This window comes from Kitasatospora sp. NPDC048194 (assembly GCF_043202455.1).
In the GTDB taxonomy this organism is placed as follows: domain Bacteria; phylum Actinomycetota; class Actinomycetes; order Streptomycetales; family Streptomycetaceae; genus Kitasatospora.
In genome coordinates, this window is the sequence record NZ_JBIDAK010000011.1 from 91,088 (window position 1) to 116,236 (window position 25,149).

Sequence of the window (25,149 nt, forward strand, 5' to 3'; positions counted from 1 at the left end):
GGTCCCGGGCTACTCGGAGTGTAAATATGACCGTATGGCCCGAAACCCGGGCCGATCCTGGGCTCCGTCGGCCTCTGGTGCCACCGGCGACGCCGGCTCCTCCGGTGGGCGCCCACACGGTCGGCAAGAGCTTCCGCGCGCGAAGGGGTCGCGACCGGTACGGCACCGGTCGGTGGCCGGACAGGTGTTCGCGCTGCAGGTCCTCATCGTGCTGCTGCTGGTGGGGGCGGCCGTGGCGGCGCTGGTGGTGCAGTCGCACAACGACGCCGACCGCGAGGCCCGCAACCGCTCGGTGGCGGTCGCGCAGGCCTTCGCCAACTCGCCGGGCATGGTGGACGCGCTGCTCTCCCCCGATCCCACCGCGGTCCTCCAGCCGAAGGCGCAGTCGGCGCGGGTCTCCTCGGGCGTGGACTTCATCGTGGTGCTGAACAACCAGGGCATCCGCTACACCCACCCCAACCCGGCCCGGATCGGCCAGAAGTTCGTCGGTATCTACGAGCCCGCCCTGCACGGGCAGGTGGTGACCCAGCACCTCACCGGCACGCTCGGACCCCTCGTCCAGGCGGTCGTCCCGGTGTACGCGCCGGACGGCTCGGTGGTGGGGCTGGTCTCGGCAGGCGTCACGCTGAGCAACGTCTCCACCGCGAGCGAGCGCCAGTTGCCGGTGGTGCTGGGCTCGGCGGCCGGCGCGATCGGGTTGGCCACCCTGGGCACGGCGCTGATCAGCCGGCGGCTGCGGCGGCAGACCCACGGGCTGGGCCCGGCGGAGATGACGCGGATGTACGAGCACCACGCGGCCGTGCTGCACGCGGTGCGCGAGGGCGTCATGATCGTCGGCGGGGACGGGGAGCTGCTGCTCTGCAACGACGAGGCGCGCCGGCTGCTGGACCTGCCGCCGGACGCCGAGGGCCGCCCCGTGACGGAGCTCGGGCTGGAGCCCGCCCCGCTGGAACTGCTGACCGCCAACCGCCGGGTGACCGACGAGGTGGTGCTGGCCGGTGAGCGCCTGCTCGCCGTGAACGTACGGCTGACCGACCAGGCGGGCGGCCCGCCCGGCTGCGTCGCCACGCTCCGCGACTCCACCGAGCTGCTGGCGCTCACCGGCCGGGCCGAGGGCGCGCAGCGGCGACTGCGGCTGCTGTACGACGCCGGGGTGACGGTGGGCAGCTCGCTGGACGTGACCCGGACCGCGGAGGAGTTGGCCCAGGTCTCGGTGCCGCGGTTCGCCGACTTCGTCACGGTGGACCTCGGCGAGCAGGTGCACCTCGGTGAGGAACCGCAGCCGGGCGTCTCGCTGGGCCGGATGCGCCGGGCGGCCCTCGCCGGGATCAGCACCGAGGCGCCGTTCTACCCGGTGGGCACCGTGCTGGACGTGGTGCCCACCGCTCCGCTGGCCGGGGCGCTGCACAGCGGGGCGCCCGGTCTGGAGCCCCGGCTGGCCGAGGCGCACGGCTGGCGGGAGCAGGATCCGGAGCGCTCGGAGCTGGTGCTGGCGTACGGCGTGCACTCGCTCCTGCGGGTGCCGCTGCGGGCCCGCGGGGTGCTGCTGGGGGTGGCCCGGTTCTGGCGGTCGGAGGGGTCGGAGCCGTTCGAGCCGGAGGACCTGGTGCTGGCGGAGGAGTTGGTGGCGCACGCGGCGGTGTGCATCGACAACGCCCGCCGCTACACCCGCGAGCACGCGATGGCGGTGACCCTGCAGCACAGTCTGCTGCCGCGCAGCCTGCCGCCGCAGAACGCCCTGGAGGTGGCGCACCGCTACCTGCCGGCCCAGGCCGGGGTGGGCGGGGACTGGTTCGACGTGATCCCGCTGCCGGGTACGCGGGTGGCGCTGGTGGTCGGCGACGTGGTGGGCCACGGGCTGCACGCGGCGGCCACCATGGGACGGCTGCGCACCGCGATCCACAACTTCTCGACCCTGGACCTGCCGCCGGACGAGCTGCTGGGGCACCTGGACGAGCTGGTGAGCCGGATCGACCAGGACGAGGCGGCGTTCAGCGAGGGTTCGGGGCTGGCCGGGGCGACCTGCCTGTACGCGATCTACGACCCGGTCGCCCGGCGGTGCACGCTGGCCAGCGCCGGGCACCCGCCGCCGGCCGTGGTGGATCCGCAGGGCGGCGTGGTGTTCCCCGAGCTGCCGACCGGGCCGCCGCTGGGGCTGGCGGTGCTGCCCTTCGAGACCGTCGAGCTGGAGCTGGCCGAGGGCAGTCGGCTGGTGCTGTACACGGACGGGCTGGTGGAGGACCGCGAGCGGGACGTCGACGAGGGGCTGGCGCAGCTGCGGGCGGCGCTCGGAGGGCCGCCGCGCACGCCCGAGCAGACCTGTGCGGACGTGCTCGGGGCGATGCTGCCGGCGCACCCCCAGGACGACATCGCCCTGCTGGTGGCGCAGACCAGGGTGCTGGCGCCGGACCAGGTCGCCGAGTGGGACGTGCCCGCCGACCCGGCGGCCGTACGGACGGTGCGGGCGCAGGTGGCGGCGCGGCTGTCGGAATGGGGGCTGGACGAGGCCGCGTTCGTCACCGAGCTGATCCTGAGCGAGCTGGTGACCAACGCGATCCGGTACGGCTCCGCGCCGATCAGGGTGCGGCTGCTGCGTGACCGGACGCTGATCTGCGAGGTGTCGGACGGCAGCAGCACCTCGCCGCACCTGCGGTACGCGGCGACCGAGGACGAGGGCGGGCGCGGGCTGTTCCTGGTGGCGCAGTTCGCGGAGCGGTGGGGCACGCGCTACACGGCGACCGGGAAGGTCATCTGGACGGAGCAGCCGTTGGAGTAGGAAGTCGGACCGGCCGACTTCCCACTGCGCCGTACCGCCCGCCTCAGTCCCCGGACGAGTCCCGGAACGCGGCGGCGAGGACGTTCACCACGTCCCCGACGACGATCACCGCCGGGGGCTTGACCCCCTCGGCCTCGACCACCGCGGCGACGGTGCCCAGGGTGGCGTCCACCCGGCGCTGGGCGGCGGTGGTGCCCTCCTGGACGATGGCGACCGGGGTGTCGGCCGGGCGGCCGTGCGCGACCAGTTCGGCGGCGATCGCACCGATCTTGTCCACGGCCATCAGCAGCACCAGGGTGCCGCTCATCCCCGCGACGGCCTGCCAGTTGGTGACCGAGCGCGGATCGTCCGGACCGACGTGGCCGGAGATCACGGTGAACTCCTGGGTCAGTCCGCGGTGGGTGACCGGGATGCCCGCCGTCTCCGGGACGCTGATCGAGCTGGAGATCCCCGGCACCACGGTCACCGGGATGCCCGCCTCGGCGCAGGCCAGCAGCTCCTCGCCGCCGCGGCCGAACACGTACGGGTCGCCGCCCTTGAGCCGGACCACGAACTTCCCGGCCCGGGCGTGCTCGATCAGTGCCCGGTTGATCGCCTCCTGGGCCATCTGACGGCCGTACGGGATCTTCGAGGCGTCGATCACCTCGACGTGCTCCGGCAGCTCGGCCAGCAGCTCGCGCGGGGCGAGGCGGTCGGCGACCACCACGTCGGCGTCCGCGAGCAGGCGGCGGCCGCGCACCGTGATCAGGTCCGGGTCGCCGGGGCCGCCGCCGACCAGGGCGACGCCGGCGCCGTGCGAGCGGTACTGGCGGGAGGCCAGCGAGCCGTCCCGCAGGCCGCCGACGATGGCGTCGCGCAGGGCCGCCGAGTGGCGGGGGTCGCCGGTGAGGACGGCGACGGTCGCGCCCGCGTCGCGGCCGCTGGCCGGGGTCCAGGCGGTCGCGGCCGAGGCGTCGTCGCTGCGCGAGCAGAACACCCGCTCGCGCTCGGCCTCGGCGCTGACCGCCGCGTTGACCGCCGGGTCGTCGGTGGCGACCAGGACGTACCAGGTGTCGGCCAGGTCGCCGTCCCGGTACGGGCGGGCGTGCCAGGTCAGCTCGCCCGCGTCGGCCATCGCCTGGACGGCCGGGGTGGTCGACGGGGATATCAGGTGCAGCTCGGCCCCGGAGGCGATCAGCGCGGGCAGCCGCCGCTGCGCGACCTGGCCGCCGCCGACCACCACGACGCGACGGCCGGCCAGCAGCAGACCGACCGGGTAGGGGGTACGGCCCTCGGTGCTGGGGTGCGGGGTGGGCGCGGTCATCGGCGGTGCTCCTGATCGGGGTGAGGGTCGGGAAACGGTACGGCGCCACGGCGGTAGCGCGCCACGGCGCTGCTGAGGCGGTACGGCGCTGCTGCGGCGGTACGCCGCTCCGCGGACCGGCGCGCCCTCGGGCCGGTCCGCGGAGGTGTCGACGGCTGTCGTCAGGCCTTCTCGGTGACCCCGGCGGAGTCGAAGGTGGCTACATCGTGCATCGCGCGGGCCGCACTCTGCACCAGCGGCAGCGCCAGCAGGGCACCGGTGCCCTCGCCGAGCCGCAGGTCGAGGTCGATCAGCGGACGCAGGCCCAGCTTGGCCAGCGCGGCCTGGTGGCCCGGCTCGGCGGAGCGGTGGCCCGCGATGCAGGCGGCCAGCACCTCGGGGGCGATCGCCTTGGCGGCCAGCGCGGCCGAACCGGCGATGACGCCGTCCAGCACCACCGGGGTGCGCAGCGAGGCGGCGCCCAGCAGGAAGCCCGCGATGGCCGCGTGCTCCAGGCCGCCGACGGCGGCGAGGACGCCGATCGGGTCGTTCGGGTCGGGCTGGTGCAGGGCCAGCGCGGCGCGGACGACCTCGATCTTGCGGGTGTGGGTCTCGTCGTCGATCCCGGTGCCGCGGCCGGTGACCTCGGCCGGGTCCAGGCCGGTGAACACCGAGATCAGGGCGGCCGAGGCGGTGGTGTTGGCGATGCCCATGTCGCCGGTGACCAGTGCCCGGTTGCCCGCCGCGACCAGGTCGCGGGCGGTCTCGATGCCGACCTCGATCGCCTTCAGGACCTCCTCGCGGGTCATCGCCGGGCCCTGGGTCATGTCGCCGGTGCCGGGCCGGACCTTGCGCGGCAGCAGACCGGTGGCGCGGCCCTGCTGGACGGCGTCCGGCAGCTCGGCGGCCACGCCGACGTCCACCACGCAGACCTCGGTGCCGATCTGCTTGGCGAAGGAGTTGATCACCGCTCCCCCGGCCAGGAAGTTGCCGACCATCTGGGCGGTCACCTCCTGCGGCCACGGGCTGACGCCCTGGGCGTGCACGCCGTGGTCGGCCGCGAAGATCGCCACGCAGGCGGGCTCCGGGATCGGCGGCGGGCACTTGCGGGACAGGCCGCACAGCTGGGCGGAGATGATCTCCAGCATGCCGAGCGAACCGGCCGGCTTGGTCATCCGCTTCTGGCGGTCCCAGGCCTCGCCGAGCGCCTTGGCGTCCAGCGGGCGGATCCCGCGCAGGGTCTCGGCCAGCAGGTCCTGCGGCTCCTCGCCGGGCAGCGCGCGGTTGCCGTACTGCTCCTCGTGGACCACCCAGGCCAGCGGGCGCTTCTTGGCCCAGCCCTGCTGCTCCAGCTCGGGTTCGCCCGGGAAGGAGTCGACGAAGCCGACGCACAGGTAGGCGACGACCTCCAGGTGCTCGGGCAGGCCGAGCTCCCGGACCAGCTCCTCGTCGTCGAAGAAACTCACCCAGCCGACGCCCAGTCCCTCGGCGCGGGCGGCCAGCCAGAGGTTCTCGACGGCCAGGGCGGCCGAGTACGGGGCCATCTGCGGCTGGGTGTGCCGGCCCAGGGTGTGCCGGCCGCCGCGGGTGCGGTCGGCGGTGACCACGATGTTCACCGGGGTCTCGAGGATCGCCTCGATCTTGATCTCGCGGAACTGCTTGGCGCGGCCCTTGGGCAGCGAGTCCGCGTACGCCTCGCGCTGGCGCTCGGCCAGGGCGTGCATCCGTCGGCGGGTCTTGGCCGAGCGGATCACGACGAAGTCCCAGGGCTGCGAGTAGCCGACGCTGGGCGCGGTGTGGGCGGCCTCCAGGACGCGGATCAGCACCTCGTGCGGGATCGGGTCCGGGCGGAAGCCGTTGCGGATGTCGCGGCGCTCGCGGATCACCTGGTGGACGGCCTCGCGGCCGGCCTCGTCGTAACCGGGGGCGGCGGGGCCGCGCGGCTCGGCGGGCTCGGCGGCCTCCGCGGGCTCGGCGAGCTCCGCGTCCTCGGCGGACTGCCCGGGCTGACCCGCGTCCTCGGCGGACTGCTCGGGCTGCTCCGCCTGCGGCTCCTCGGCGGGTCGGCCTTCGGCGGCGGGCTCGGCGGGCTGCTCGGCGGCAGGCTCGGCGGGCTGGGCCTCGACGGCCTGCTCCGCGACCGGCTCCGCCACCGGTTCGGCGACCGCGGCGTTCTCCCCGGCGGCCTCGGCCGGCTGCTCGGCGGCGGGCTGCTCCGCCTGCGGCTCCTCGACGGCCGGTCCCCCGGCGGCTGCGGCGTCGGCGGCCGGCGCCTCCGCGGGCTGCTCGGCGACGACCTGGTCGGCGACCTGCTCCGGGGCCTCCGGAGCGACGGCCTCGCCGGTCTGCTCGACGGCCTGCTGGGCGACCGGCTCAGCCGGGGCCTCGACGGGCTGCTCGGCCAGGGCGGCGACCGGCTCGCCCGGGGCCTCGCCGGGCTGCTCCGCCGGGGCGGCCCCCGGCTGAGGCTGCCCGCCCTCGGCGGCGACCGGCTCGGTGGGCTGCTCGGCGGGCTGCGCCGCGGACTGCTCGACGGCCTGGCCGGAGGGCATCTCCCCGGTGCCGGCCGCGGTCTCGGCGACGGGCTCGGCGGCCCGGGCCTCGGCAGGCTGCTCGGCGGCCGGCTGCTCGGCGGCGGGCTGCGGCGCGGCCTCGCCCGGCTGCTCGGCCGCCTGGGCGTCCTGGACGACCTCGACGGCCTGCGGCGCGTCGGCGGCCACTATGGGAGTGGACTGCTCCTGGACCGCCGCCTCGGCGACCGGGGTCTGCTGGACGGCCTCGACCGTAGGCAGGCCGTGCGGGGTGGGCGCGGCGAGGAAGGCGGAGATCCGGCGCGGCTGGCCGCCGGCCGGGGCGGCGGCCTCGGGCTGCCCGACGGTCGCGACGGCCTCGGCGGCACCTTCGACCGGCACCGTCCCGGCGGCCCCGCCCGCGACGGCGACCGCCTCGACGGCGCCGTTCTCCCCTACCGGGTTCTCGGCCGCGACGTTCTCCACCGCAACGTTCTCGACGTCGGCCTGCTCCCCGGAAGCCTGCTCCCCGGCGACCTGGTCCGCAGCAACGGCCTCGGCGGCCACCGCTTCGGCCACCGGCTGGACGGCGCCCTCCGCGGGGACGGGCTCGGCCACGACGGCCTGGGCCTGCGCGGCCTCCGGGTGCACCGCCGCCTGGTCGGCCTCGGACGCCGGCGCGGCGGGTGCGGCCGGGACGGCCGGGGCGGCGGCCTGGACGGCCTCCGGCGTCTCGACCACCTCGACCACCTCGATCGCCCCGACCGTCTCGACGGTCATCAGGCTCTCGATCGGCTGCCCGGCCAGTGGCACCTGCTGGAAGCCCTGGGCCTGGGGCACCTGGGCCTGCTGCTGCGCCTGCTGTACCTGCTGCATCTCCTGCACGGCCTGCGGCACGGCGCCGGGGACGGCCCCCGGGGCCTCGCCCATCGGCGGCCGGCCGACGACCGGGATGCCGTGCGCGGGCGTGCCGCCCTGCGAGGGGCCGCGGTCGGCCAGCGAACGGACCGGAACCTGACCGGTCATCAGCGACGGGTCCGGGATCGGCGGACCGGCGTGCAGCGGACGCCGCGGCGCCTGGGCCTGAGCCTGGGTCACCGGCTGCTGGGCGTACGCCTGCGCCGGAGCGCCCTGGACGTGCACCTGCTGGCCGTGCTCGGCACCGAGCACCGGCGGGTCCACCGGCGGCCAGGACGGCTCGACCGGGGTGCCGTCGGGCTGCGGTGCCGCCGGCACCTGCTCGGCCGGGACGGGCACCACCGGCTCGCCCCAGGAGCCCTGCGGGCCGGGCATCAGCAGCACGTCGTCCTCGTCGTCCAGCCCGTCCGGCTGGTCGACGAAGTGGAAGGCCGGGCGCGCGGCGCCCTGGTCGACGGCCCAGCCCTCGCCCGGGACGGCCGGGGACGGCATGCCGGGGACGGTGTAGTTCGGCTGGCCCTGCTGCGGGATGACGCCCGCGCCGGGGGACACGGAACCGGGGGGCACGGAGCCGGGGGGCACCGCGCCGGGCAGGCCGCCGACCGGCGTCGCCGGGCCGGGGATCATCCCGCCGTCCGTCGCGACACCGTGCAGGGGTGCAACGCCCGCGACGCCCTCCGGTCCGCCGAGCGGGTCGGGCCCGGCGTGCAGGTGCTCCGGCAGTCCCTCGCCGGGGACGTGGCCGCCATCGGTCATTGTCAAAGCTCCTTCCAGGCCGCTGCCGCGCCCCTTGGCGACGCGATCACCGACCGCAGCGCCCATCCGCACGGGCCGGGCCTGAACCGACCCGCCCCTCAACCACACGCGGCCGCCGCGCCGAGGCGCTGCGGCCGAAGTCCTTCGTCCTTCCGGCGCGCTGCGGCACCCCGGCCCGGGCGCCGCCCGCGAGGACGGCGCACCATCTGAAACAACGACAACCCGGAGCAACCGGTACGACCGCACCGGACCCTACGGCATTCTCCAGGTCCGGCACGCGGCCCGTCGAATTGCCCACACTCCGAGCGGAAGCGGGTTGCACCACGTCAAAAAGGTGACAAACCGACCGAATCGGATGGGTTGCCAACGGCTGAAGCCGCCTGGAACGCCACACTACCGGCCCGGCGCGGTGACCTCTCGAATCAGTGTCCGGATGCGACCTGGATCACCGCCGAGCCCACGCGGCGGCTCCGGCACGCACCCGAGGCCTTCACACGATCTGCTCACCCCAGAGCAGCAGCGCGCCACCCGTGTCCGTGCCGAGCTCCAGGCCGCCGCCCTCCCCCGCGGTCAGCAGCGGGGTGGACTGCAGCAGCGCGCCGTCCGCCCGGTAGCCGGCCTCGGTGATGGCCCGGCGGACCTCCTCCGCCTCGGCGAAGGTGCGGGGCAGTGCGACGAAGCGCTCGGGCTTGCGGGCCAGCACCGCGCGCACCACCTCGGGCCCGCCCGACTCCACCACCGCCGCGTCCGGCTCCGGCAGCCCGCCCAGCACCTCGGGGCCGTGCCCGTGCACGATCTCGACCTCGACCCCGTACCGGCGGGCGTTGACGGCGAGTCGGGCGCAGGCCGAACTGGAGGCCTCGACCGCGACCACGGCGGCGCCGAACCGGGCCGCCTCCACCGCGAGGGCGCCGCTGCCGGCGCCGACCGACCAGACCAGGTCCCCCGGACGTGCACCCAGACGGGCCAGCACCAGCGCGCGGACGTGCGCGGGGAGCGCTTCCGACGCGCCCGCCCCGTCCTCCGCGCGCCCGGCGCCCGCGTAGGCGTCGGCAGGGAGCGCCCAGCCGCGGTCCGCGCCGGGGTAGCCGACCGGGCGCCCGGCCAGCCAGCCGGCCGCCTCGTCCACCGCCGCGACCTGGGCGGTGCCGCCGATCACCAGCACCACGTTGGGGTCGCGCCAGACGTGGTCGGCGATCCGGTCGGAGGTCAGGACGGTGACGTCCTCCTCCGGGGTGCCGAGGGCCTCGCAGACCACGAAGGTCCGGTGCACTCCGCGCAGCATCAGGGCGAGTTCGCCCGGACCGGCGCCCGGGGCGGTCAGCACCGCGACCTTGGGGTGGGCCCGGCAGATGTTGGCCGCCCGGCGCAGCCGGCCGCCGTGGGCGCTGACCACCTGGGCGTCCTCCCAGGGCATGCCGGCCCGGGCGAAGGCGGCGGCGACGGAGGAGACCGCGGGCAGCACCTCGAGTTCCAGGCCGTACTCGGGGCGGCGCAGCGTGCGCACCACGCCGAAGAAGCCCGGATCGCCCTCGGCGACCACGACGGCGGCGCCGCGGTGCTCGGCGATCCTCCTGGCGGCCTGCTGGATGTTGCCGAGGGTGATCCGCTCGGCGGTGTCCGGTACGGGGAGGGCACCCAGTTGGTAGGGGGCGCCGGCCACCAGGGTCGCTGCGGCGAGGGCCGCACCGGCGGCCTCGGTCAGCGGCGTTCCGTCCCACCCGATGACCGTGATCCGGTCAGCCATCTGCGGCCGTTCTCCCTCGACTCGATGCCCGGCTCGTCGCGCCGGCTGTGCGGCGCCGGTGCAGAGGCTACCGGGTGTGGTCCCCCGTGGTCCGACATCTCGTACACATGTCCGTGCCGATCGGGTGGCCGGGCGGTTCCGCCGGGGAGGAGCGGGGCCTTGCGCCGGGCCGGATCGGACGCGGCCTCGGCGCCGGGGCCGCGGGGTGCGGAAGCGCCGGGGCTCCGGGACTGCGGGGCACGGCGGCAGCGGGGCTCAGCGGCTGCGGGACTCCCGGGCTGCGGGTCAGTCGCGCAGCACGTAGCGGTGGTCGCCGTGCCAGCCGTCCCGGTGCGGACCGGGCGATTCCAGGTCCTCGGGCAGCAGGCTCCACAGGATGAGGTCGCTGCGGCTCTCCACGGCGACCTCGCCGGACTCACCGCGCACTATCCAGGCGCTGCGCAGCACGCCCTCGCTGATGGCACCGATCCGCTGGGCGACCTGCTGGGCGGCGGTGTTCCCGGCGGCGGTGCGCATCTCCAGGCGCAGGAAGCCGCGGTCCTCGAACAGCCACTGGGCGACGCCGAGGACGGCCTCCGGGGCGTAGCCCTCGCCGCGCGCCCAGGCGGCGGTGACGTAGGAGATCTCGGTGCTGCGCAGCCGCCAGTCGGTGTTGCGCAGTTCGACGAGACCGACCAGGCGCTGGGTGAGGTGTTCGGTGACGGCGAGGACGATGCCCCGCCCGGCGGCCCGGTGGGCGGGGGCGAGGGTGCGGGCGAGCTCGGCCGCGTACGCCTCGGTGAAGGGGTGGGGGAGGTCCGTCCAGGCCAGCACGAGGTCGTCGGCCATCATGGCGGCCAGGCCGGGGGCGTCGTCCTCCGCAAGGGGACGCAGCAGCAGCCGATCGGTGCTGATGGCGGTCTCGGGGAAGCTCGCTGCCATGCCGTCTCTCCTCGCCGGGTCGTGAACACAACACCGTACGCCTCCGGCGCACTCCGGGTACCACGAGGTGCGCCGCGCGCACGACGGTACGTCAGAACACCGTCGGTCCGGGGCCGTCCCTGGGGCATACTGCCCGACCGGGCCCCCGCCGAGGTGCGGCGGGGGCCCGGTCGGGCGGTGCGGCGCGGCGCGCGGCGTCCGGTCAGGAGGCCGGGATGACCGAGCCCTGGAAGGTGTCGTTGATGTACTTCTTGACCTCGTCGGAGTGCAGCAGCTCGGCGAGCTTCTTCACCCGCGGGTCGTTCTCCTTGCCCTTCTTGACGGCGAGGATGTTGGCGTACGGGTTGCCCTCGGCCTTCTCCAGCACCAGCGCGTCGGTGGCCGGCTTCAGGCCGGAGTCGAGCGCGTAGTTGCCGTTGATGACGGCGGCGTCGAGGTCGGAGACGGAGCGGGGCAGCTGGGCGGCCTCCAGCTCCTTCCACTTGAAGTTCTTCGGGTTGCCGGTGACGTCGGCCGGGGTGGCGGTGGTCCCGGCGCCGTCCTTGAGGGTGATGAGCTTGTTGTCGGCGAGCAGCTTGAGCGCGCGGCCCTCGTTGGTGGCGTCGTTGGGCAGGCCGATGGTGGCGCCCGCCGGCAGGTCGGTGATCGCCTTGACTTTCTTGGAGTAGAGGCCGAGCGGCTCCAGGTGCACGGTCCCGACCGAGACGATGTCGGTGCCGTGCTTCTTGTTGAAGTCCTCCAGGTACGGGACGTGCTGGAAGTAGTTGGCGTCGGCCGAACCGTCCTGCACCGCCGTGTTGGGGGTCACGTAGTCGGTGACCTCCTTGATGTCGAGCTTGAGGCCGGCCTTGTCCGCGAGGTTGTCCTTGACGTACTTGAGGATCTGCCCGTGCGGGGTGGGGCTGGCGACGACCTTGAGCGGCGCGTTCGGGTCCGAGGAGGAGGACCCGGAGCTGCCGCAGGCGGCCAGCGAGAGGGCGAGGCCGGCGGTGGCGAGGACACTGGTGAACTTCAGGGCGTTGCGCACGAAAAGTGCCTTTCTGCGTGGTGCGGGGAGCCGCGTCCGGGATCGGACGGGGGAGGTCTAGGAGGCGACGAGGTCCTTGTCGGGATCGGTCGGGGTGCGGCCGAGCAGCCGGGTCCGGCCGCCGGCGCGGCCGCGGTGGGACAGGCGCTGGACGGCGAAGTCGCCGATCAGCTGGACGGCCGTGACGATGATCACCAGCTCGGCCACGATGACCCACATGAAGGCCGTCTCGAAGCGCTGGTAGCCGTAGTTGACGGCGAGCGTGCCGAGTCCGCCGCCGCCGACGGTGCCGGCCATCGCGGAGTAGCCGATCAGGGCGATGACCGTGGTCGTGATCGAGGCCACGATGCCGGGCAGCGCCTCGGGCAGCAGGGTCTTGCGGACGATCGTCCAGGTGCTGCCGCCCATCGACTGGACGGCCTCGACCAGACCGCGGTCGACCTCGCGCACGGAGGTCTCGACCAGGCGGGCGAAGAACGGGACGGCGCCGATGGTGAGCGGTACGGTCGCGGCCTGCCAGCCGATCGAGGTGCCGACCAGCCAGCGGGTGAAGGAGATCAGCGCGATCATCAGGATGATGAACGGCACCGAGCGGGCGATGTTCACCACGAAGCCGATGGCCTTGTTGACGGCCCGGTTGGCGAGCAGGCCGTCCTTGTCGGTGAGCACCAGCAGCACGCCGAGCGGCAGGCCGAGCAGCACGGTGAGGACGGCGGCCACCCCGACCATCTGGAAGGTCTCCTGGGTGGCGGGCCACATCAGTTCCTGCATCTGGTCCCAGGTCATGCCACCGCTCCGTTCGCCGCGCCAATCACGTCCACCTGCAGGCCCTGCTCGCGCAGGTAGCCGATCGGCACCACGTTGTCCTGGTGGCCGCCGGAGAGTTCGACCCGCATCCGGCCGACCATCCGGCCGGCGATGGTCTCGACGGCGGCGCCGAGGATGTTGATGTCGATCTGGTAGGTGCGGGCGAGCTGGGAGACGAACGGCTGGGCCGAGGTGTCGCCCTGGAAGGTGATCTCCAGCACGGTGGAGCCGGGCTGCCCGGTGCCGAACTCGCTGAGCGGGAAGAGCTCGCGGGCCAGCTCCGAGCCGGGCTCTGCCAGCAGGTCGCTGAGCTCGCCGGACTCGACCACCCGACCGCCGCGCATCAGGGCGGCGGAGTCGCAGACGGACTTGATGACGTCCATCTCGTGGGTGATCAGCAGGACGGTCAGGCCCAGTTGCTGGTTGAGGTCGCGCAGCAGCTTGAGGATCGAGCGGGTGGTCTCCGGGTCGAGGGCCGAGGTGGCCTCGTCGGAGAGCAGCACCTTGGGGTCGCCGGCCAGCGCGCGGGCGATGCCGACGCGCTGCTTCTGGCCGCCGGAGAGCTGGTTGGGGTAGCTGCGCGCCTTGTCGCCGAGGCCGACGAGCTCCAGGAGTTCGCCGGCCTTGCGGCGGCGCTGGGTGCGGTCCAGGCCGATGATCTCCAGCGGGAGTTCGACGTTCTGCTGGACGGTGCGCGAGGACAGCAGGTTGAAGTGCTGGAAGACCATGCCGATCCGGCGGCGCGCCTCGCGCAGCTCCCGGCCGGCCCGGTTCTCGCCGCCGGACAGCGCGGTGAGCTCGACCCCGTCCACGGTGACGGTGCCGGAGGTCGGGCGCTCCAGCATGTTCACGCAGCGGATGAGGGTGGACTTGCCGGCACCGCTGGTGCCGACGACTCCGTAGACCTCGCCCGGGCGGACGTGCAGGTCGACGCCGGCGAGGGCGGTGACCTCGCGGCCTCGGGAGCGGTAGACCTTCGTGAGGTCCGTGGTGGTGATCACAGCTGCTTCCGTGGGTCGGGGGCGGGCGGCGGTGTGGACCGTCCGACCGGTTCGCGGTCGGCGGCGTCCACCACGCCTCACCAGGGGGATCCGGAGCTGCCACCCCTTGATCGTGGCCGTTGGCCGGCCGGGCCGCGCGAGGGCGTGGCCCTGACGAGTCACCGGCGGCCGCAGGTGGGCGGGCACGCCGGAGGGAGGGGTTCCGGGAGGATGGGCGCGCTCGCACGGACGGGAGCGGCGCCGGGGTCTCGCTTCGGGGCGCGAGGGGAGGCACCGTCAGTAGGTGCCCTGGGGCGGTGGCCCTCAGCAGTGACACATTCGACGGCACATGGCACGCTCACCTGCCGGCAGCGTGCCGGTGGGGGTCCAGTTCGTCGTCGCAGTCATGTGAGCCAGTAAAACAGATCAGTCGGACAGCGCCCAATTGTTCTGCGCCGCTGTCCGCATTGCGGACATCGACCCCTGTGACCAGGCCTGATAACGGCTCGGCGCCGCCACCACCCTGTCCGGATGGTGGCGGCGCCGAGGAGGGCCGTGCGGGCGGGGGTCAGGCGGTCGCGGCGAGCGGGGCGGCGACCGGCTTCTCGAAGTGCACCAAGCTCAGCCGGCTGCTGACCTGCTCGACGCCGGTCTGCCGGTAACCCTGGCGGGCGTAGAGGCGCAGGTTCCCGAGGCTGCGGTGGCCGGTGGACAGCCGGTAGGCGGTCACCGGGCGGCCGCCCTCGGCCAGGCTGCGCTCCAGGGCAGCCAGCAGCCGTCCGCCCAGGCCGTGCCGCTGCATCCGGGGGTGGACCACCAGACGCCCTATCCGGCCGATGCCCTCGGCGTCGACGTGGCCGCGGACGGTGCCGACCACCTCGTCGCCGAGGCGGGCGACCAGGACGTGCCGCTCGGCCAGCTCGGCGCGCAGCTGCTCCAGGGTCTCGGTCAGGGGCTCGATCGCCCAGTCGCCGTAGAGCTCCGCCTCGGGCTGGTAACCCAGGTACTGGAGCTTGAGGATCTGCTCGGCATCGTCGGCCGTGCCGGCCGAGATGATCACGCTCATGCCCATGTGGAGGGGCCTCCCCAGTCGTCGTGCCCGGCGCGCAGAGGGTGACGCGCTCACGCTCAGTATCCGAGCGATCGCGTCCCCGTCAAGAGTTGACGTTCGCCAGCGCTCTACCCGGGTGTCAGCTGCCCTCAACCTTCGCGGGCACCGACAGTGGCGAGCATCACGCCCGGCCGGGAGGGGCGGCGGGGCCGTCATGACCGCCCAGGCGTGCCGGTCGCGACCACTCAGGGGAACCGATCGCGATCGCTCAGGGGTACCGGTGGTGGTCGCGGGGAGGTCCGCCTCGCGGTCGCTCGGAGTCGGGCCTCGCCATCGTTCAGAGGTACCGCTCCGCGTGCAGCAGCAGCCGCAGGCAGGCCAGGCAGCGGGAGCGGGTGGGGCCGATGGAGCCGCGCGGCATGTCGAGGCGCTCGGAGAGCTCGCGGTAGGTCGGCGGCGGATCCTCGGCGAGGGCGGCGACCAGTTGCGGGCAGCGGCCGGGCAGGGCGGCGACGACCTCGCGGACCACGCGGCGGCGGCGTTCGGCGAGGTAGACGTCCTCGGCGGAGGGCACGGGCGGAAGGGTGGTGCACACACCGTGGATGACGGGCCCGGCCGGAGCCGGTTACGCCCGGGCCGGGGCACGCACGCGGGAGGGGCGCGCCGGTCGGACCGCCGCGCCCCTCCCCCGCCCCGCCGGGGATCAGCCCTGGAGCCACTCCTGCTGCCGCGCCAGGTCCGCCTTCACCTCGGCGAGCTGGACCGCGACGGCCGAGGGGGCGGTGCCACCGCGCCCGCTGCGGGCGGCGATGGCCCCGTGCACGCTGAGCACCGACCGGACCTCGGGGGTCAGGTGCTCGGAGATCGAGGCGAACTGCTCGTCCGTCAGGTCGGACAGCTCGATGCCCCGGGCCTCGCAGACCTTGACGCAGGCGCCGGCCACCTCGTGCGCGACCCGGAACGGGACACCCTGCTTGACCAGCCACTCGGCGATGTCGGTGGCGAGCGAGAAGCCGGCCGGGGCCAGCTCCTCCAGCCGCTCCCGGTGCACGGTGAGGGTGGCCATCATCCCGGTGAACGCGGGCAGCAGCACCTCCAGGGTGTCGCAGGAGTCGAAGACCGGCTCCTTGTCCTCCTGGAGGTCCCGGTTGTAGGCGAGCGGCAGCGCCTTGAGGGTGGCCAGCAGGCCGGTCAGGTTGCCGATCAGCCGGCCGGACTTGCCACGGGCCAGCTCGGCGATGTCCGGGTTCTTCTTCTGCGGCATGATCGAGGAGCCGGTGGAGAAGGCGTCGTGCAGCGTGATGAAGCCGAACTCCTTGGTGTTCCAGATGATCACCTCCTCCGCGATCCGGGAGAGGTTGACGCCGATCATCGCGGTCACGAAGGCGAACTCGGCGACGAAGTCCCGCGCGGCGGTGCCGTCGATGGAGTTGCCGACCGAGCCGCCCTCGAAGCCGAGGTCGGCGGCGACCGCCTGCGGGTCGAGGCCGAGCGAGGAGCCGGCCAGCGCGCCGGAGCCGTACGGCGAGACGGCGGTGCGGGCGTCCCACTGGCGCAGCCGCTCGGCGTCCCGGCCGAGGGCCTGCACGTGCGCGAGGACGTGGTGGGCGAAGAGGACAGGCTGGGCGTGCTGCAGGTGGGTGCGGCCCGGCATGGCGGTGTCGGGGTGGGCCTCGGCCAGGCCGACCAGGGCGTGCTGGAGGTCGAGCAGCAGGCCGCCGATGGTCTTCGCGTGGTCCCGCAGGTACATCCGGAACAGGGTGGCGATCTGGTCGTTGCGCGAGCGCCCGGCCCGCAGCTTGCCGCCCAGCTCGGCGCCGAGGCGCTCCAGCAGGCCGCGCTCCAGGGCGGTGTGGACGTCCTCGTCGGCGACGGTGCCGGTGAAGGCGCCGGCCTCGACGTCGGCGAGCAGCCGGTCGAGGCCGGCCAGCATCGCGGCGAGCTCCTCGTCGGAGAGCAGCCCGGCCTTGTGCAGCACCCGGGCGTGGGCCTTGGAGCCGGCGATGTCGTACGGGGCGAGGCGCCAGTCGAAGTGGACCGAGGCGGAGAGCCTGGCCAGAGCCTCGGACGGGCCGTCGGCGAAGCGCGCGCCCCAGAGGCGGACGTCGGAGGACTGCTGGGCGGTCATCGCGGTGGCTCCTTACGCGGGGTCGCACGGATGCGGTGGTGGCACACATGTGCAGCGGATGGCATAAGTATGCACGACGCCGTATGAAACACAAAACCCCGGCCGGAGCTGGTCCGCAGGCCGGGGTTTCGCAAGGTGGAAGCGCTACTGGGCCTTCGCCTGGGCGAGTTGCATGAGGTGGTCGGCGAGCGCCTGCCCGCCGGCGGGGTCGCGGCTGATCAGCAGCACGGTGTCGTCGCCGGCGATGGTGCCGATGATCTCGAACACCTCCGCCTGGTCGATCGCCGAGGCCAGGAACTGCGCGGCCCCGGGCGGGGTCCGCAGCACCACCAGGTTCCCGGAGGCCGTCGCGGAGACCATCAGCTCACCGGCCAGCCGGGCCATCCGGCCCTCGCTGGCCGACTCCCCCATCGGCGCGCGCGGCGTGCGGTCGCCGCCCTCGGCCGGGACGGCGTAGATGAGCGCGCCGTCCCGGTTGCGGATCTTGACCGCGCCCAGCTCGTCCAGGTCCCGGGAGAGGGTGGCCTGGGTGACCACGAGTCCGTCGTCGGCGAGCAGCTTGGCGAGCTGGCTCTGCGAACGCACGGGCTGGCGGGTGAGCAGGTCCACGATCCGCCGGTGGCGCGCGGTGCGGGTCTGCGGGACCTGCGGCGTCGGGCCGGCGGCGGAGGAGCCGGAACGGGAATCGGTCATGTGATTATTCTCCCGGACGACGGTCAACTCGCATCGGCCGGGGCGCCCTCGCGCACCGTCCGGAGGATGCCCGGCAGCGCCGCCAGGAAGGCGTCCGCCTCCTGCTCGGTCAGCACCAGCGGCGGCGCCAGCCGTACGGCGTCCGGCACGGCCGCGTTGACCAGGAAGCCCGCCTCCTGCGCGGCTGCCTGGACCAGGGCCGAGACCGGCCGGGTGAGCACGATCCCGAGCAGCAGACCGGCCCCGCGCACGTGCGAGACCAGCGGGTCGCCGATCGCCTCGACGCCCTGCCGCAGCCGCTCGCCGGTCTTGCGGACGTGCTCCAGCAGGCCCTCGGACTCGATGGTGTCCAGCACCGCGAGCCCGGCCGCGGCGGCCACCGGGTTCCCGCCGAAGGTGGTGCCGTGCTGACCCGGGGTGAGCAGCTCGGCCGCCCGGCCGAAGGCCAGCACCGCGCCCATCGGCAGACCGCCGCCGAGCGCCTTCGCCAGGGTGACCACGTCCGGCTCGACGCCCTCGAAGGCCTGGTGGGCGTACCAGTGGCCGGTGCGGCCGATGCCGGTCTGGATCTCGTCCAGGACGAGCAGGGTGCCGGTCGCCCGGGTGATCTCGCGGGCCGCCCGGAGGTAGCCGTCGGGCAGCGGGATCGCGCCGTTCTCGCCCTGGACCGGCTCCAGGAAGACGGCCGCGGTCTCGGTGGTGACGGCCGCGCGCAGCGCCGCGACGTCGCCGAACGGGACGTGGGTGACGTCGCCGGGCAGCGGGCGGAACGGGTCCTGCTTGGCGGGCTGGCCGGTGAGCGCGAGAGCGCCCATCGTCCGGCCGTGGAAGCCGCCCTCGAGGGCGACCAGGTGGGTGCGGCCGGTGCGCCGGCTGATCTTGAAGGCGGCTTCGTTGGCCTCGGCGCCGGAGTTGCAGAAGAACACCCGGCCGCCCTCGCGGCCGTCCAGCCGCAGCAGCCGCTCGGCCAGGGCGATGGTGGGCTCGGCCATGAACAGGTTGGAGACGTGGCCCAGGGTGGCGATCTGACGGCTGACCGCCTCGACGACGGCCGGGTGGGCGGTGCCCAGCGCGTTGACGGCGATGCCGCCGAGCAGGTCGGTGTACTCCTTGCCGTCCGCGTCCCAGAGCTTGGCGCCCGCGCCGCGCACCAGCGGGATGCGCGGGGTGCCGTAGTTGGCGGTGAACGCGTGCTGCCACCGGTCGGTGAGCTGCTCGTTGTGGGTCATGCCAGTCCCCCGGTCACGGTCGGTTCGTCGTCCGGCACGACCATCGTGCCGATGCCCTCGTCGGTGAAGATCTCCAGCAGCAGGCTGTGCTGCACCCGGCCGTCCAGCACGCGGGCGGTGCCCACGCCGGAGCGCACGGCGCGCAGGCAGCCCTCCATCTTGGGGAGCATGCCGCTGGCCAGGCCCGGCAGCAGGTCCTCCAGCTCGCTCGCGGTGAGCTGGCTGATCACGTCGTCGGAGTTCGGCCAGTCCTTGTAGAGGCCCTCGACGTCGGTGAGCACCACCAGCATCTCGGCACCGAGGGCGACCGCGAGGGCGGAGGCGGCGGTGTCGGCGTTGATGTTGTAGACGTGGCCGTCGGCGCCGCGGGCGATCGAGGAGATGACCGGGATCCGGCCGTCGGCGATCAGCGCCTTCACCGCGCCGGCCTCGATGTTGACGATGTCGCCGACCAGGCCGATGTCGACCTGCTCGCCGTCCACCACCGCGTACCGCTTGACGGCGGTCATGGTGTGCGCGTCCTCGCCGGTCATGCCGACGGCGAACGGGCCGTGCCCGTTGAGCAGGCCGACCAGCTCGCGCTGGACCTGGCCGGCCAGCACCATGCGCACCACGTCCATGGTCTCGGGGGTGGTGACGCGCAGGCCGTTGGTGAAGTTGGACTCCAGCCCGAGCTTGTCGAGTTGGGCGCTGATCTGCGGGCCGCCGCCGTGCACCACGACGGGGTGCAGTCCGGCGTAGCGGAGGAAGACGACGTCCTGGGCGAAGGCCGCCTTGAGGCTGTCGTCCACCATGGCGTTGCCGCCGAACTTGATCACGACGGTCTTGCCGTGGAAGCGCTCCAGCCACGGCAGCGCCTCGATCAGCGTCATGGCCTTGGGCAACGCCGTGTTGTTGCGGGCCTGTTCGCCCTTGGGTGCGATCTGCACGGTAGCGGTGTCCTTCTCAGGATCAGTGCGCCCGTCGGTGCGCGGGCAGGCGCGCGGCTCGGCCGGCGCGGCTCGGGCGGGCGACTCGGTGGCGGCTCGGTGGCGGCTCGGTGGCGGCTCGGCCGGCGCGGCTCAGGCCGGCTCAGGTGGAGTAGGCGCTGTTCTCGTGGACGTAGTCGGCGGTCAGGTCGTTGGTCCACAGCGAGGCACTCGCCGTACCGGCGTTGAGGTCCGCGGTGATGACGACCTCGCGGCCCTTCATGTCCACCAGGTCGCGGTCCTCGCCGACGCCGCCGTCCTTGCACACCCAGACGCCGTTGATCGCCACGTCCAGCCGGTTCGGGTCGAAGGCGGCGTCCGTGGTGCCGATCGCGGCCAGCACCCGGCCCCAGTTCGGGTCCTCGCCGTGGATGGCGCACTTGAGCAGGTTGTTGCGGCTGATCGTCCGGGCGACCTCGACGGCCTCGTCCTCGGTGGCGGCGCCGGTGACGTCGATCCGGATGTCCTTGCCGGCGCCCTCGGCGTCGCCGATCAGCTGACGGGCCAGGTCGGCGCTGACGGCGCGGACGGCCTCGGCGAACTCGGCCCGGTCGGGGGTGGTGCCGGAGGCGCCGGACGCGAGCAGCAGCACGGTGTCGTTGGTCGACATGCAGCCGTCGGAGTCGATCCGGTCGAAGGTGGTGCGGGTGGCCTCGCGCAGCGCGGTGTCCAGGGCCGCGCTGTCGAGGTCGGCGTCGGTGGTGAGGACGACCAGCATGGTGGCGAGGCTGGGGGCGAGCATGCCCGCACCCTTGGCCATGCCGCCGACCGTCCAGCCGGCCGGGCTGGTGAACTGTGCGGTCTTGTGCACGGTGTCGGTGGTCTTGATGGCGATCGCGGCGGCCTCGCCGCCGGTGTCGCTCAGCTCCCGGGCGGCCAGGGTGACGCCCGGCAGCAGGAGGTCCATCGGCAGCCGGACGCCGATCAGGCCGGTGGAGGCGACCGCGACCTCGCCGGCGTTGAGGCCGAGTTCCGCGGCGACCCGCTCCGCGGTGGCGTGGGTGTCCTGGAAGCCGAGCGGGCCGGTGCAGGCGTTGGCGCCACCGGAGTTGAGGACGACGGCGGAGACCTGGCCGCCCTTGAGCACCTGCTCGGACCAGAGCACCGGGGCGGCCTTGACGCGGTTGCGGGTGAAGACGCCGGCGGCGGCGAGGGAGGGGCCGTCGTTGACCACCAGGGCGAGGTCCGGGGCACCGGAGGCCTTGAGGCCGGCGGTCACGCCGGCGGCGCGGAAGCCCTTGGCGGCGGTGACGCCGGTGTTCGGGGTGGTCACGGTGCGACTCCGTTCACGGGAAGGCCCAGCTCCTCGGGCAGGCCGAGGGCGATGTTCATGCTCTGCACCGCGCCGCCGGCGGTGCCCTTGACCAGGTTGTCGATCGCGCTGATCGCGATGATCCGCCCGGCGGTTTGGTCCAGGGCCACCTGGACCAGGGCGGTGTTGGCGCCGTAGACGCTGCTGGTCTGCGGCCACTGCCCCTCGGGCAGCAGGTGGACGAAGGCCTCGTCCGCGAACGCCTCGGCGTAGGCAGCGCGCAGGCTCTCGGCGCTCACGCCCGGCCTGGCCTTGGCGGAGCAGGTCGCGAGGATCCCGCGCGGCATCGGGACGAGGGTGGGGGTGAAGGAGACGGTGACCGGCTCGCCCGCGAGCGGGGTGAGGTTCTGCACCATCTCCGGGGTGTGCCGGTGCACGCCGCCGACGCCGTACGGGCTGACGCTGCCCATGACCTCGCTGCCCAGCAGGTGGGGCTTGGCGGCCTTGCCGGCGCCGGAGGTGCCGGAGGCGGCGACCACCACGGCCTCCGGCTCGGCGAGCCCGGCCGCGTAGGCCGGGAAGAGCGCGAGGGAGACGGCCGTCGGGTAGCAGCCGGGCACGGCGATCCGGTTGCTGCCCTTCAACGCGGCGCGGTGGCCGGGGAGTTCGGGCAGGCCGTAGGGCCAGGTGCCGGCGTGCGCGGAGCCGTAGAACTGCTCCCAGTCGGCGGCGGCCTTGAGCCGGAAGTCGGCGCCGCAGTCGACCACGAGGACGTTCGGTCCGAGTGCCTCGGCGACGGCGGCGGACTGGCCGTGCGGCAGCGCGAGGAACACCACGTCGTGGTCGGCCAGCACCTCGGGGGTGGTGGGTTCGAGGACGCGGTCGGCCAGCGGGATCAGGTGCGGCTGCAGCGCGCCCAGCCGGGTGCCCGCGTTCGAGCCGCCGGTCAGCGCCCCGATCTCCACCTCCGGGTGGCCGAGCAGCAGGCGCAGCACCTCGCCGCCCGCGTACCCGCTCGCGCCGGCGACGGCGACTCGCAATGCCATGGCGTTCCTCCTTGGTCGTGGCATGAATATACGCGCGAGGGAAAATCCATGCAAGACCGCTCCGGGAACGCGCCCCTGGGCCAGAGGTGCGGCCGAGGGGGCGGAGAAGGGCTCACAAGGTCGGGGCCCGCGGCGGGCGATCGCCGCCCCGTCAGCGCTTGACCGCCCGCAGCACCACGAACTTCGGGTTCCCGGCGACGAGTCGGCAGTTGCCGAACAGCTTGCGCAGCTTGACGTGGTAACCGAGGTGGCGGTTGCCGACCACCCAGAGTTCGCCGCCGGGCCTGAGCGCCCGCCGGGAGCCGGTGAACATCCGCCACGCGGTGGCGTCGGTGGTGGCCTGGTGGGAGTGGAACGGCGGGTTGTTGAGCACCAGGTCCACCGAGCCCGGGGCGAACAGGGCCGGGTCGAGCGCGTCCGCGGTGAGGAACTCCGCCGGGGCGTCCGGGCCCAGGTTCGTGCGGAAGGTCTCCTCGGCGGAGGCGACGGCCTGGTGCGACTCGTCCACGAACACCAGCTCCGCGCCCGGCCCGGCCAGCGCGGCGGCCGTACCGACCACGCCGTTGCCGCAGCCGAGGTCGACCACCCGGGCGCCCGGGGCCGGGGTCGGCAGGTGGGCCAGGAAGAAGCGGGTGCCGATGTCGAGCCGTTCGGCGCAGAAGGTGCCGGCGTGGTTGACGACCGTACGGCCGGAGGCGGGGCCGATGTCCGGCGGCAGTGCGTAGCGGTGCGGCCACGGGTTGGGGCCGGGGTCGAGCGCCGGATCGGGGGTGCAGAAGACCAGCCGGGCCTTGCGCACCGCGAGCGAGGTGCGGGTCGGGCCGAGGATCCTCTCGAACAGCCGCAGGGTGGAGGTGTGGATCTCGGTGACCATGCCGGTGCCGATCACCACCGTGCCGGAGTGGATCGCCGGGGCGAGCCGGTGCAGCTGGTCCTCCAGCAGCGCCAGGCTCTTGGGGATGCGCACCAGCAGGACGTCGATCCGCTCCGGCGGGGTGTCCCGGGTGGTGAGCAGCCGGGAGTCGTCCACGGGGACGCCGGCCCGGGCGAGGTTTTCCCGGGTGGCCCGGCGGCCGAGGTGGGAGTCGGTGATCTGGACCGGCCCGTACGGCGCCGGGGCGGCGGACGGCTCCCCGGAGGGCGCGGCGGCGGGCGCGCCGGAGGGGGCCGAGCCCGACGCGGCGGTCAGCGCCGTCGTCAGCGCGCCCCAGCGGTCGCCGAGGACGACGATCCGCCGACCGGCCAGCTCGGTCGCGGCGCCGGCGGCGCTGTCCGTCTCGCCGGCGAGGTGGCGCAGCAGGTACTCGTCGGCCGCGTCCCAGGCCCGCAGCCGCTCGCGCGGGTCCGCCGGGAAGCGGGTGAGGTCGAAGCTGCCCCAGGGGGTGGCCAGCGGGGTCTGCGGCGCGGTCGCGGCGGGCGTGGTCTGCGGATTCATCGTGTTCTCAGGCTATCCGACGGCCCGACGGGGAACGGTTTCGTGCGGATCCGACCGGACGGATACTGGAAGAGCCCGACCGAGAGGGGTGAGGGTGATGGACTGGAAGCTCGAAGTCGTGGTCGTCCCGGTGGCGGACGTGGACCGCGCCAAGCTGTTCTACGAGGAGCAGGCCGGCTTCACGGTCGACCACGACACCCGGCTGCGGGACGGGATCAGGGTGGTCCAGTTGACTCCCCCGGGGTCGTCCTGCTCGATCGTGGTGGGCACCGGGGTGATCGACTCGGCGCCCGGATCGGTCAAGGGGCTCCAACTGGTGGTGCCGGACATCGAGAAGGCACACGCGGAACTCGCCGCGCGCGGCGTCGCGGTCAGCCCCGTCCAGCACTTCGTCGCGGGCTCCCGGGTGGACGGGCACGGCGAGGCCTGGAACAACTTCGTCTTCTTCAACGACCCTGACGGCAACGGCTGGGCCGTCCAGGAGGCGCCGTCCGTCGCCTAGGGTCACCATCCGTCGCCCGGGCCGTCCGTCACCCTGGCGCCGCTGTCCGTCGCCCGAGGCCGTCCGTCACCCGGGGGCCACCGTCCGTCACCGGAGGCTTGGGTAGGCTCCGAGAATGGCTGAACACGAGGGAAACGTGCGGGTGGACGTCTGGATCTGGTCGGTCCGGCTGGCCAAGACCCGGGCGCTGGCGGCCGCCGCCTGCAAGGCGGGACACGTCCGGGTGAACGGCGAACGGGCCAAGCCGGCGCAGTCGCTCAAGCCGGGTGACGAGGTGCGGGTCCGCCAGGAGGGGTACGAGCGGGTCGTCGTGGTGCGGCAGTTGATCCGCAAGCGGGTGGGTGCCGCGGCCGCCGCGGAGTGCCTGATCGACAACAGCCCGCCGCGGCCGCCGCGCGAGTTCGTCGCCCCGGCCTTCGAACGCGACCGGGGCGCCGGGCGGCCGACCAAGCGGGAGCGCCGCGAACTGGACCAGCTGCGCGGACGGTAGCCCCCTACGCGGCGGCCGTGTCGGTGAGCACCCGGGCCAGGAAGGCCTCGAGGTTGAGCACCGTGGCTGCGATCTGGTCCTCCACCGGCACCGACTCGTTGGGCCGGGTGACCAGCGTGGACTTCTTCAGCCCGCGCACGTAGAGCGAGCAGGCCAGGTCGGCGCAGATGTACGTGCCGACGGTGTTGCCCTCCCGACCGGCCGCGCCCGCCCGGCGGGCGGCCAGCAGCGCGACGCCCGACCCGGCGTGCGCGGTGATGCACAGCGAGCAGACGTTGGTCTTGGTGAGGCTGCGCCGGATCACCGGCGACCGCAGCGTCACCCCGACCACCTCGCCGCCGTACGGTGCCACCAGGTACGCCCGGTCGGGCGCGCCCGGATCCCGCCAGCCGAGGAAGTCCAGGTCCTCCCAGGGGAGTTCGGCCAGGCCCCGGGGCAGGTTGAGCCGACGGGCCTCGCCCTTGGAGCAGTTGACGAAGGACGCGCGGATCTCGGAGTCGCTCAGGGGTTCCATGGCGCGGAAGCTAACACCGCCCGCACGGCCGTGTCGCGCCATTTTCTCCCGGTACGCACCGATGGTCCGTCCTGCGGTGAGGGCTTGCGGGTACCCCCTCGCCCCCGCAGGCTTCGA

At 74.1% G+C, this 25,149-nt stretch carries 20 protein-coding genes; 3 read left to right on the top strand and 17 right to left on the bottom strand.

What is annotated here, in order from left to right:
• Positions 1-34 precede the first annotated feature (34 nt).
• On the top strand, positions 35-2,776 hold the full coding sequence (locus ACGF07_RS16075) for a SpoIIE family protein phosphatase (RefSeq protein ID WP_392899111.1): 2,742 nt from the start codon (positions 35-37) through the stop codon (positions 2,774-2,776).
• A gap of 43 nt (positions 2,777-2,819) precedes the next feature.
• Here ACGF07_RS16075 and cobA read toward each other — a convergent pair whose 3' ends face one another.
• The 16 genes from cobA to ACGF07_RS16155 form a co-directional block, all read right to left on the bottom strand.
• A complete protein-coding gene (gene cobA / locus ACGF07_RS16080) occupies positions 2,820-4,079 on the bottom strand; it encodes a uroporphyrinogen-III C-methyltransferase (RefSeq protein ID WP_350741512.1) in 1,260 nt (419 codons plus the stop codon).
• Between the two features lie 161 nt (positions 4,080-4,240).
• A complete protein-coding gene (gene cobT, locus ACGF07_RS16085) occupies positions 4,241-8,242 on the bottom strand; it encodes a nicotinate-nucleotide--dimethylbenzimidazole phosphoribosyltransferase (protein WP_392899115.1) in 4,002 nt (1,333 codons plus the stop codon).
• A 490-nt stretch (positions 8,243-8,732) separates the two neighbouring features.
• Positions 8,733-9,989: a precorrin-6y C5,15-methyltransferase (decarboxylating) subunit CbiE gene (cbiE, locus tag ACGF07_RS16090; RefSeq protein ID WP_392899118.1), complete on the bottom strand. Its 1,257-nt coding sequence runs from the start codon at positions 9,987-9,989 to the stop codon at positions 8,733-8,735.
• A gap of 285 nt (positions 9,990-10,274) precedes the next feature.
• Positions 10,275-10,910, bottom strand: a complete 636-nt coding sequence (locus ACGF07_RS16095) for a GNAT family N-acetyltransferase (RefSeq protein ID WP_392899121.1) — start codon at positions 10,908-10,910, stop codon at positions 10,275-10,277.
• 202 nt (positions 10,911-11,112) lie between these two features.
• On the bottom strand, positions 11,113-11,937 hold the full coding sequence (locus tag ACGF07_RS16100) for a MetQ/NlpA family ABC transporter substrate-binding protein (RefSeq protein ID WP_392899124.1): 825 nt from the start codon (positions 11,935-11,937) through the stop codon (positions 11,113-11,115).
• A gap of 57 nt (positions 11,938-11,994) precedes the next feature.
• On the bottom strand, positions 11,995-12,723 hold the full coding sequence (locus ACGF07_RS16105) for a methionine ABC transporter permease (protein ID WP_350741522.1): 729 nt from the start codon (positions 12,721-12,723) through the stop codon (positions 11,995-11,997).
• Positions 12,720-13,745: an ATP-binding cassette domain-containing protein gene (locus tag ACGF07_RS16110; RefSeq protein WP_350741524.1), complete on the bottom strand. Its 1,026-nt coding sequence runs from the start codon at positions 13,743-13,745 to the stop codon at positions 12,720-12,722. The genes ACGF07_RS16105 and ACGF07_RS16110 overlap by 4 nt, the downstream gene beginning before the upstream one ends.
• 547 nt (positions 13,746-14,292) lie before the next feature.
• Positions 14,293-14,796, bottom strand: coding sequence for a GNAT family N-acetyltransferase (locus ACGF07_RS16115; RefSeq protein WP_392899128.1), 504 nt, complete (start codon positions 14,794-14,796; stop codon positions 14,293-14,295).
• 316 nt (positions 14,797-15,112) lie between these two features.
• Entirely contained in the window at positions 15,113-15,349 is a 237-nt protein-coding gene (locus tag ACGF07_RS16120) for a hypothetical protein (RefSeq protein WP_350741528.1), read from the bottom strand.
• A 129-nt stretch (positions 15,350-15,478) separates the two neighbouring features.
• The gene (gene argH, locus ACGF07_RS16125; RefSeq protein ID WP_392899130.1) at positions 15,479-16,903 is read right to left on the bottom strand and encodes an argininosuccinate lyase; all 1,425 of its coding nucleotides are present in this window, start codon (positions 16,901-16,903) and stop codon (positions 15,479-15,481) included.
• A 144-nt stretch (positions 16,904-17,047) separates the two neighbouring features.
• Complete coding sequence (locus ACGF07_RS16130) at positions 17,048-17,596, bottom strand: arginine repressor (RefSeq protein ID WP_350741532.1); 549 nt, start codon at positions 17,594-17,596, stop codon at positions 17,048-17,050.
• A 23-nt stretch (positions 17,597-17,619) separates the two neighbouring features.
• Positions 17,620-18,825 carry an acetylornithine transaminase gene (locus ACGF07_RS16135; RefSeq protein ID WP_392899133.1) on the bottom strand — a complete coding sequence of 402 codons (1,206 nt, stop codon included), beginning with the start codon at positions 18,823-18,825 and terminating at the stop codon, positions 17,620-17,622.
• On the bottom strand, positions 18,822-19,697 hold the full coding sequence (argB, locus tag ACGF07_RS16140; protein WP_350741556.1) for an acetylglutamate kinase: 876 nt from the start codon (positions 19,695-19,697) through the stop codon (positions 18,822-18,824). Before argB ends, ACGF07_RS16135 begins: the two co-directional genes overlap by 4 nt.
• A 199-nt stretch (positions 19,698-19,896) precedes the next feature.
• Complete coding sequence (gene argJ / locus ACGF07_RS16145; RefSeq protein WP_350741536.1) at positions 19,897-21,066, bottom strand: bifunctional glutamate N-acetyltransferase/amino-acid acetyltransferase ArgJ; 1,170 nt, start codon at positions 21,064-21,066, stop codon at positions 19,897-19,899.
• The gene (argC, locus tag ACGF07_RS16150; RefSeq protein WP_392899135.1) at positions 21,063-22,091 is read right to left on the bottom strand and encodes an N-acetyl-gamma-glutamyl-phosphate reductase; all 1,029 of its coding nucleotides are present in this window, start codon (positions 22,089-22,091) and stop codon (positions 21,063-21,065) included. Before argC ends, argJ begins: the two co-directional genes overlap by 4 nt.
• 151 nt (positions 22,092-22,242) lie before the next feature.
• A complete protein-coding gene (locus tag ACGF07_RS16155) occupies positions 22,243-23,526 on the bottom strand; it encodes a methyltransferase (RefSeq protein WP_392899137.1) in 1,284 nt (427 codons plus the stop codon).
• Positions 23,527-23,623: 97 nt separating this feature from the next.
• Between ACGF07_RS16155 and ACGF07_RS16160 the strand changes: the two genes are divergently transcribed.
• Together ACGF07_RS16160 and ACGF07_RS16165 are read left to right on the top strand one after the other, a co-directional pair.
• Positions 23,624-24,028 carry a VOC family protein gene (locus ACGF07_RS16160; protein WP_350741542.1) on the top strand — a complete coding sequence of 135 codons (405 nt, stop codon included), beginning with the start codon at positions 23,624-23,626 and terminating at the stop codon, positions 24,026-24,028.
• A gap of 115 nt (positions 24,029-24,143) precedes the next feature.
• Complete coding sequence (locus ACGF07_RS16165; RefSeq protein WP_350741544.1) at positions 24,144-24,518, top strand: S4 domain-containing protein; 375 nt, start codon at positions 24,144-24,146, stop codon at positions 24,516-24,518.
• A 4-nt stretch (positions 24,519-24,522) separates the two neighbouring features.
• On the opposite strand, the gene ACGF07_RS16170 is transcribed toward ACGF07_RS16165, so the two are convergent.
• Entirely contained in the window at positions 24,523-25,032 is a 510-nt protein-coding gene (locus ACGF07_RS16170; RefSeq protein ID WP_392899141.1) for an FBP domain-containing protein, read from the bottom strand.
• Positions 25,033-25,149 lie beyond the last annotated feature (117 nt).

Bases quoted from the DNA above. Each gene is read 5' to 3' on its own strand.
- ACGF07_RS16075 (WP_392899111.1), top strand. From the start codon at position 35: ATGGCCCGAAACCCGGGCCGATCCTGGGCTCCGTCGGCCTCTGGTGCC.
- cobA (WP_350741512.1), bottom strand. From the start codon at position 4,079: ATGACCGCGCCCACCCCGCACCCCAGCACCGAGGGCCGTACCCCCTAC.
- cobT (WP_392899115.1), bottom strand. From the start codon at position 8,242: ATGACCGATGGCGGCCACGTCCCCGGCGAGGGACTGCCGGAGCACCTG.
- cbiE (WP_392899118.1), bottom strand. From the start codon at position 9,989: ATGGCTGACCGGATCACGGTCATCGGGTGGGACGGAACGCCGCTGACC.
- ACGF07_RS16095 (WP_392899121.1), bottom strand. From the start codon at position 10,910: ATGGCAGCGAGCTTCCCCGAGACCGCCATCAGCACCGATCGGCTGCTG.
- ACGF07_RS16105 (WP_350741522.1), bottom strand. From the start codon at position 12,723: ATGACCTGGGACCAGATGCAGGAACTGATGTGGCCCGCCACCCAGGAG.
- ACGF07_RS16115 (WP_392899128.1), bottom strand. From the start codon at position 14,796: ATGGGCATGAGCGTGATCATCTCGGCCGGCACGGCCGACGATGCCGAG.
- argH (WP_392899130.1), bottom strand. From the start codon at position 16,903: ATGACCGCCCAGCAGTCCTCCGACGTCCGCCTCTGGGGCGCGCGCTTC.
- ACGF07_RS16130 (WP_350741532.1), bottom strand. From the start codon at position 17,596: ATGACCGATTCCCGTTCCGGCTCCTCCGCCGCCGGCCCGACGCCGCAG.
- ACGF07_RS16135 (WP_392899133.1), bottom strand. From the start codon at position 18,825: ATGACCCACAACGAGCAGCTCACCGACCGGTGGCAGCACGCGTTCACC.
- argB (WP_350741556.1), bottom strand. From the start codon at position 19,697: ATGACGCTGATCGAGGCGCTGCCGTGGCTGGAGCGCTTCCACGGCAAG.
- argC (WP_392899135.1), bottom strand. From the start codon at position 22,091: ATGGCATTGCGAGTCGCCGTCGCCGGCGCGAGCGGGTACGCGGGCGGC.
- ACGF07_RS16155 (WP_392899137.1), bottom strand. From the start codon at position 23,526: ATGAATCCGCAGACCACGCCCGCCGCGACCGCGCCGCAGACCCCGCTG.
- ACGF07_RS16160 (WP_350741542.1), top strand. From the start codon at position 23,624: ATGGACTGGAAGCTCGAAGTCGTGGTCGTCCCGGTGGCGGACGTGGAC.
- ACGF07_RS16165 (WP_350741544.1), top strand. From the start codon at position 24,144: ATGGCTGAACACGAGGGAAACGTGCGGGTGGACGTCTGGATCTGGTCG.
- ACGF07_RS16170 (WP_392899141.1), bottom strand. From the start codon at position 25,032: ATGGAACCCCTGAGCGACTCCGAGATCCGCGCGTCCTTCGTCAACTGC.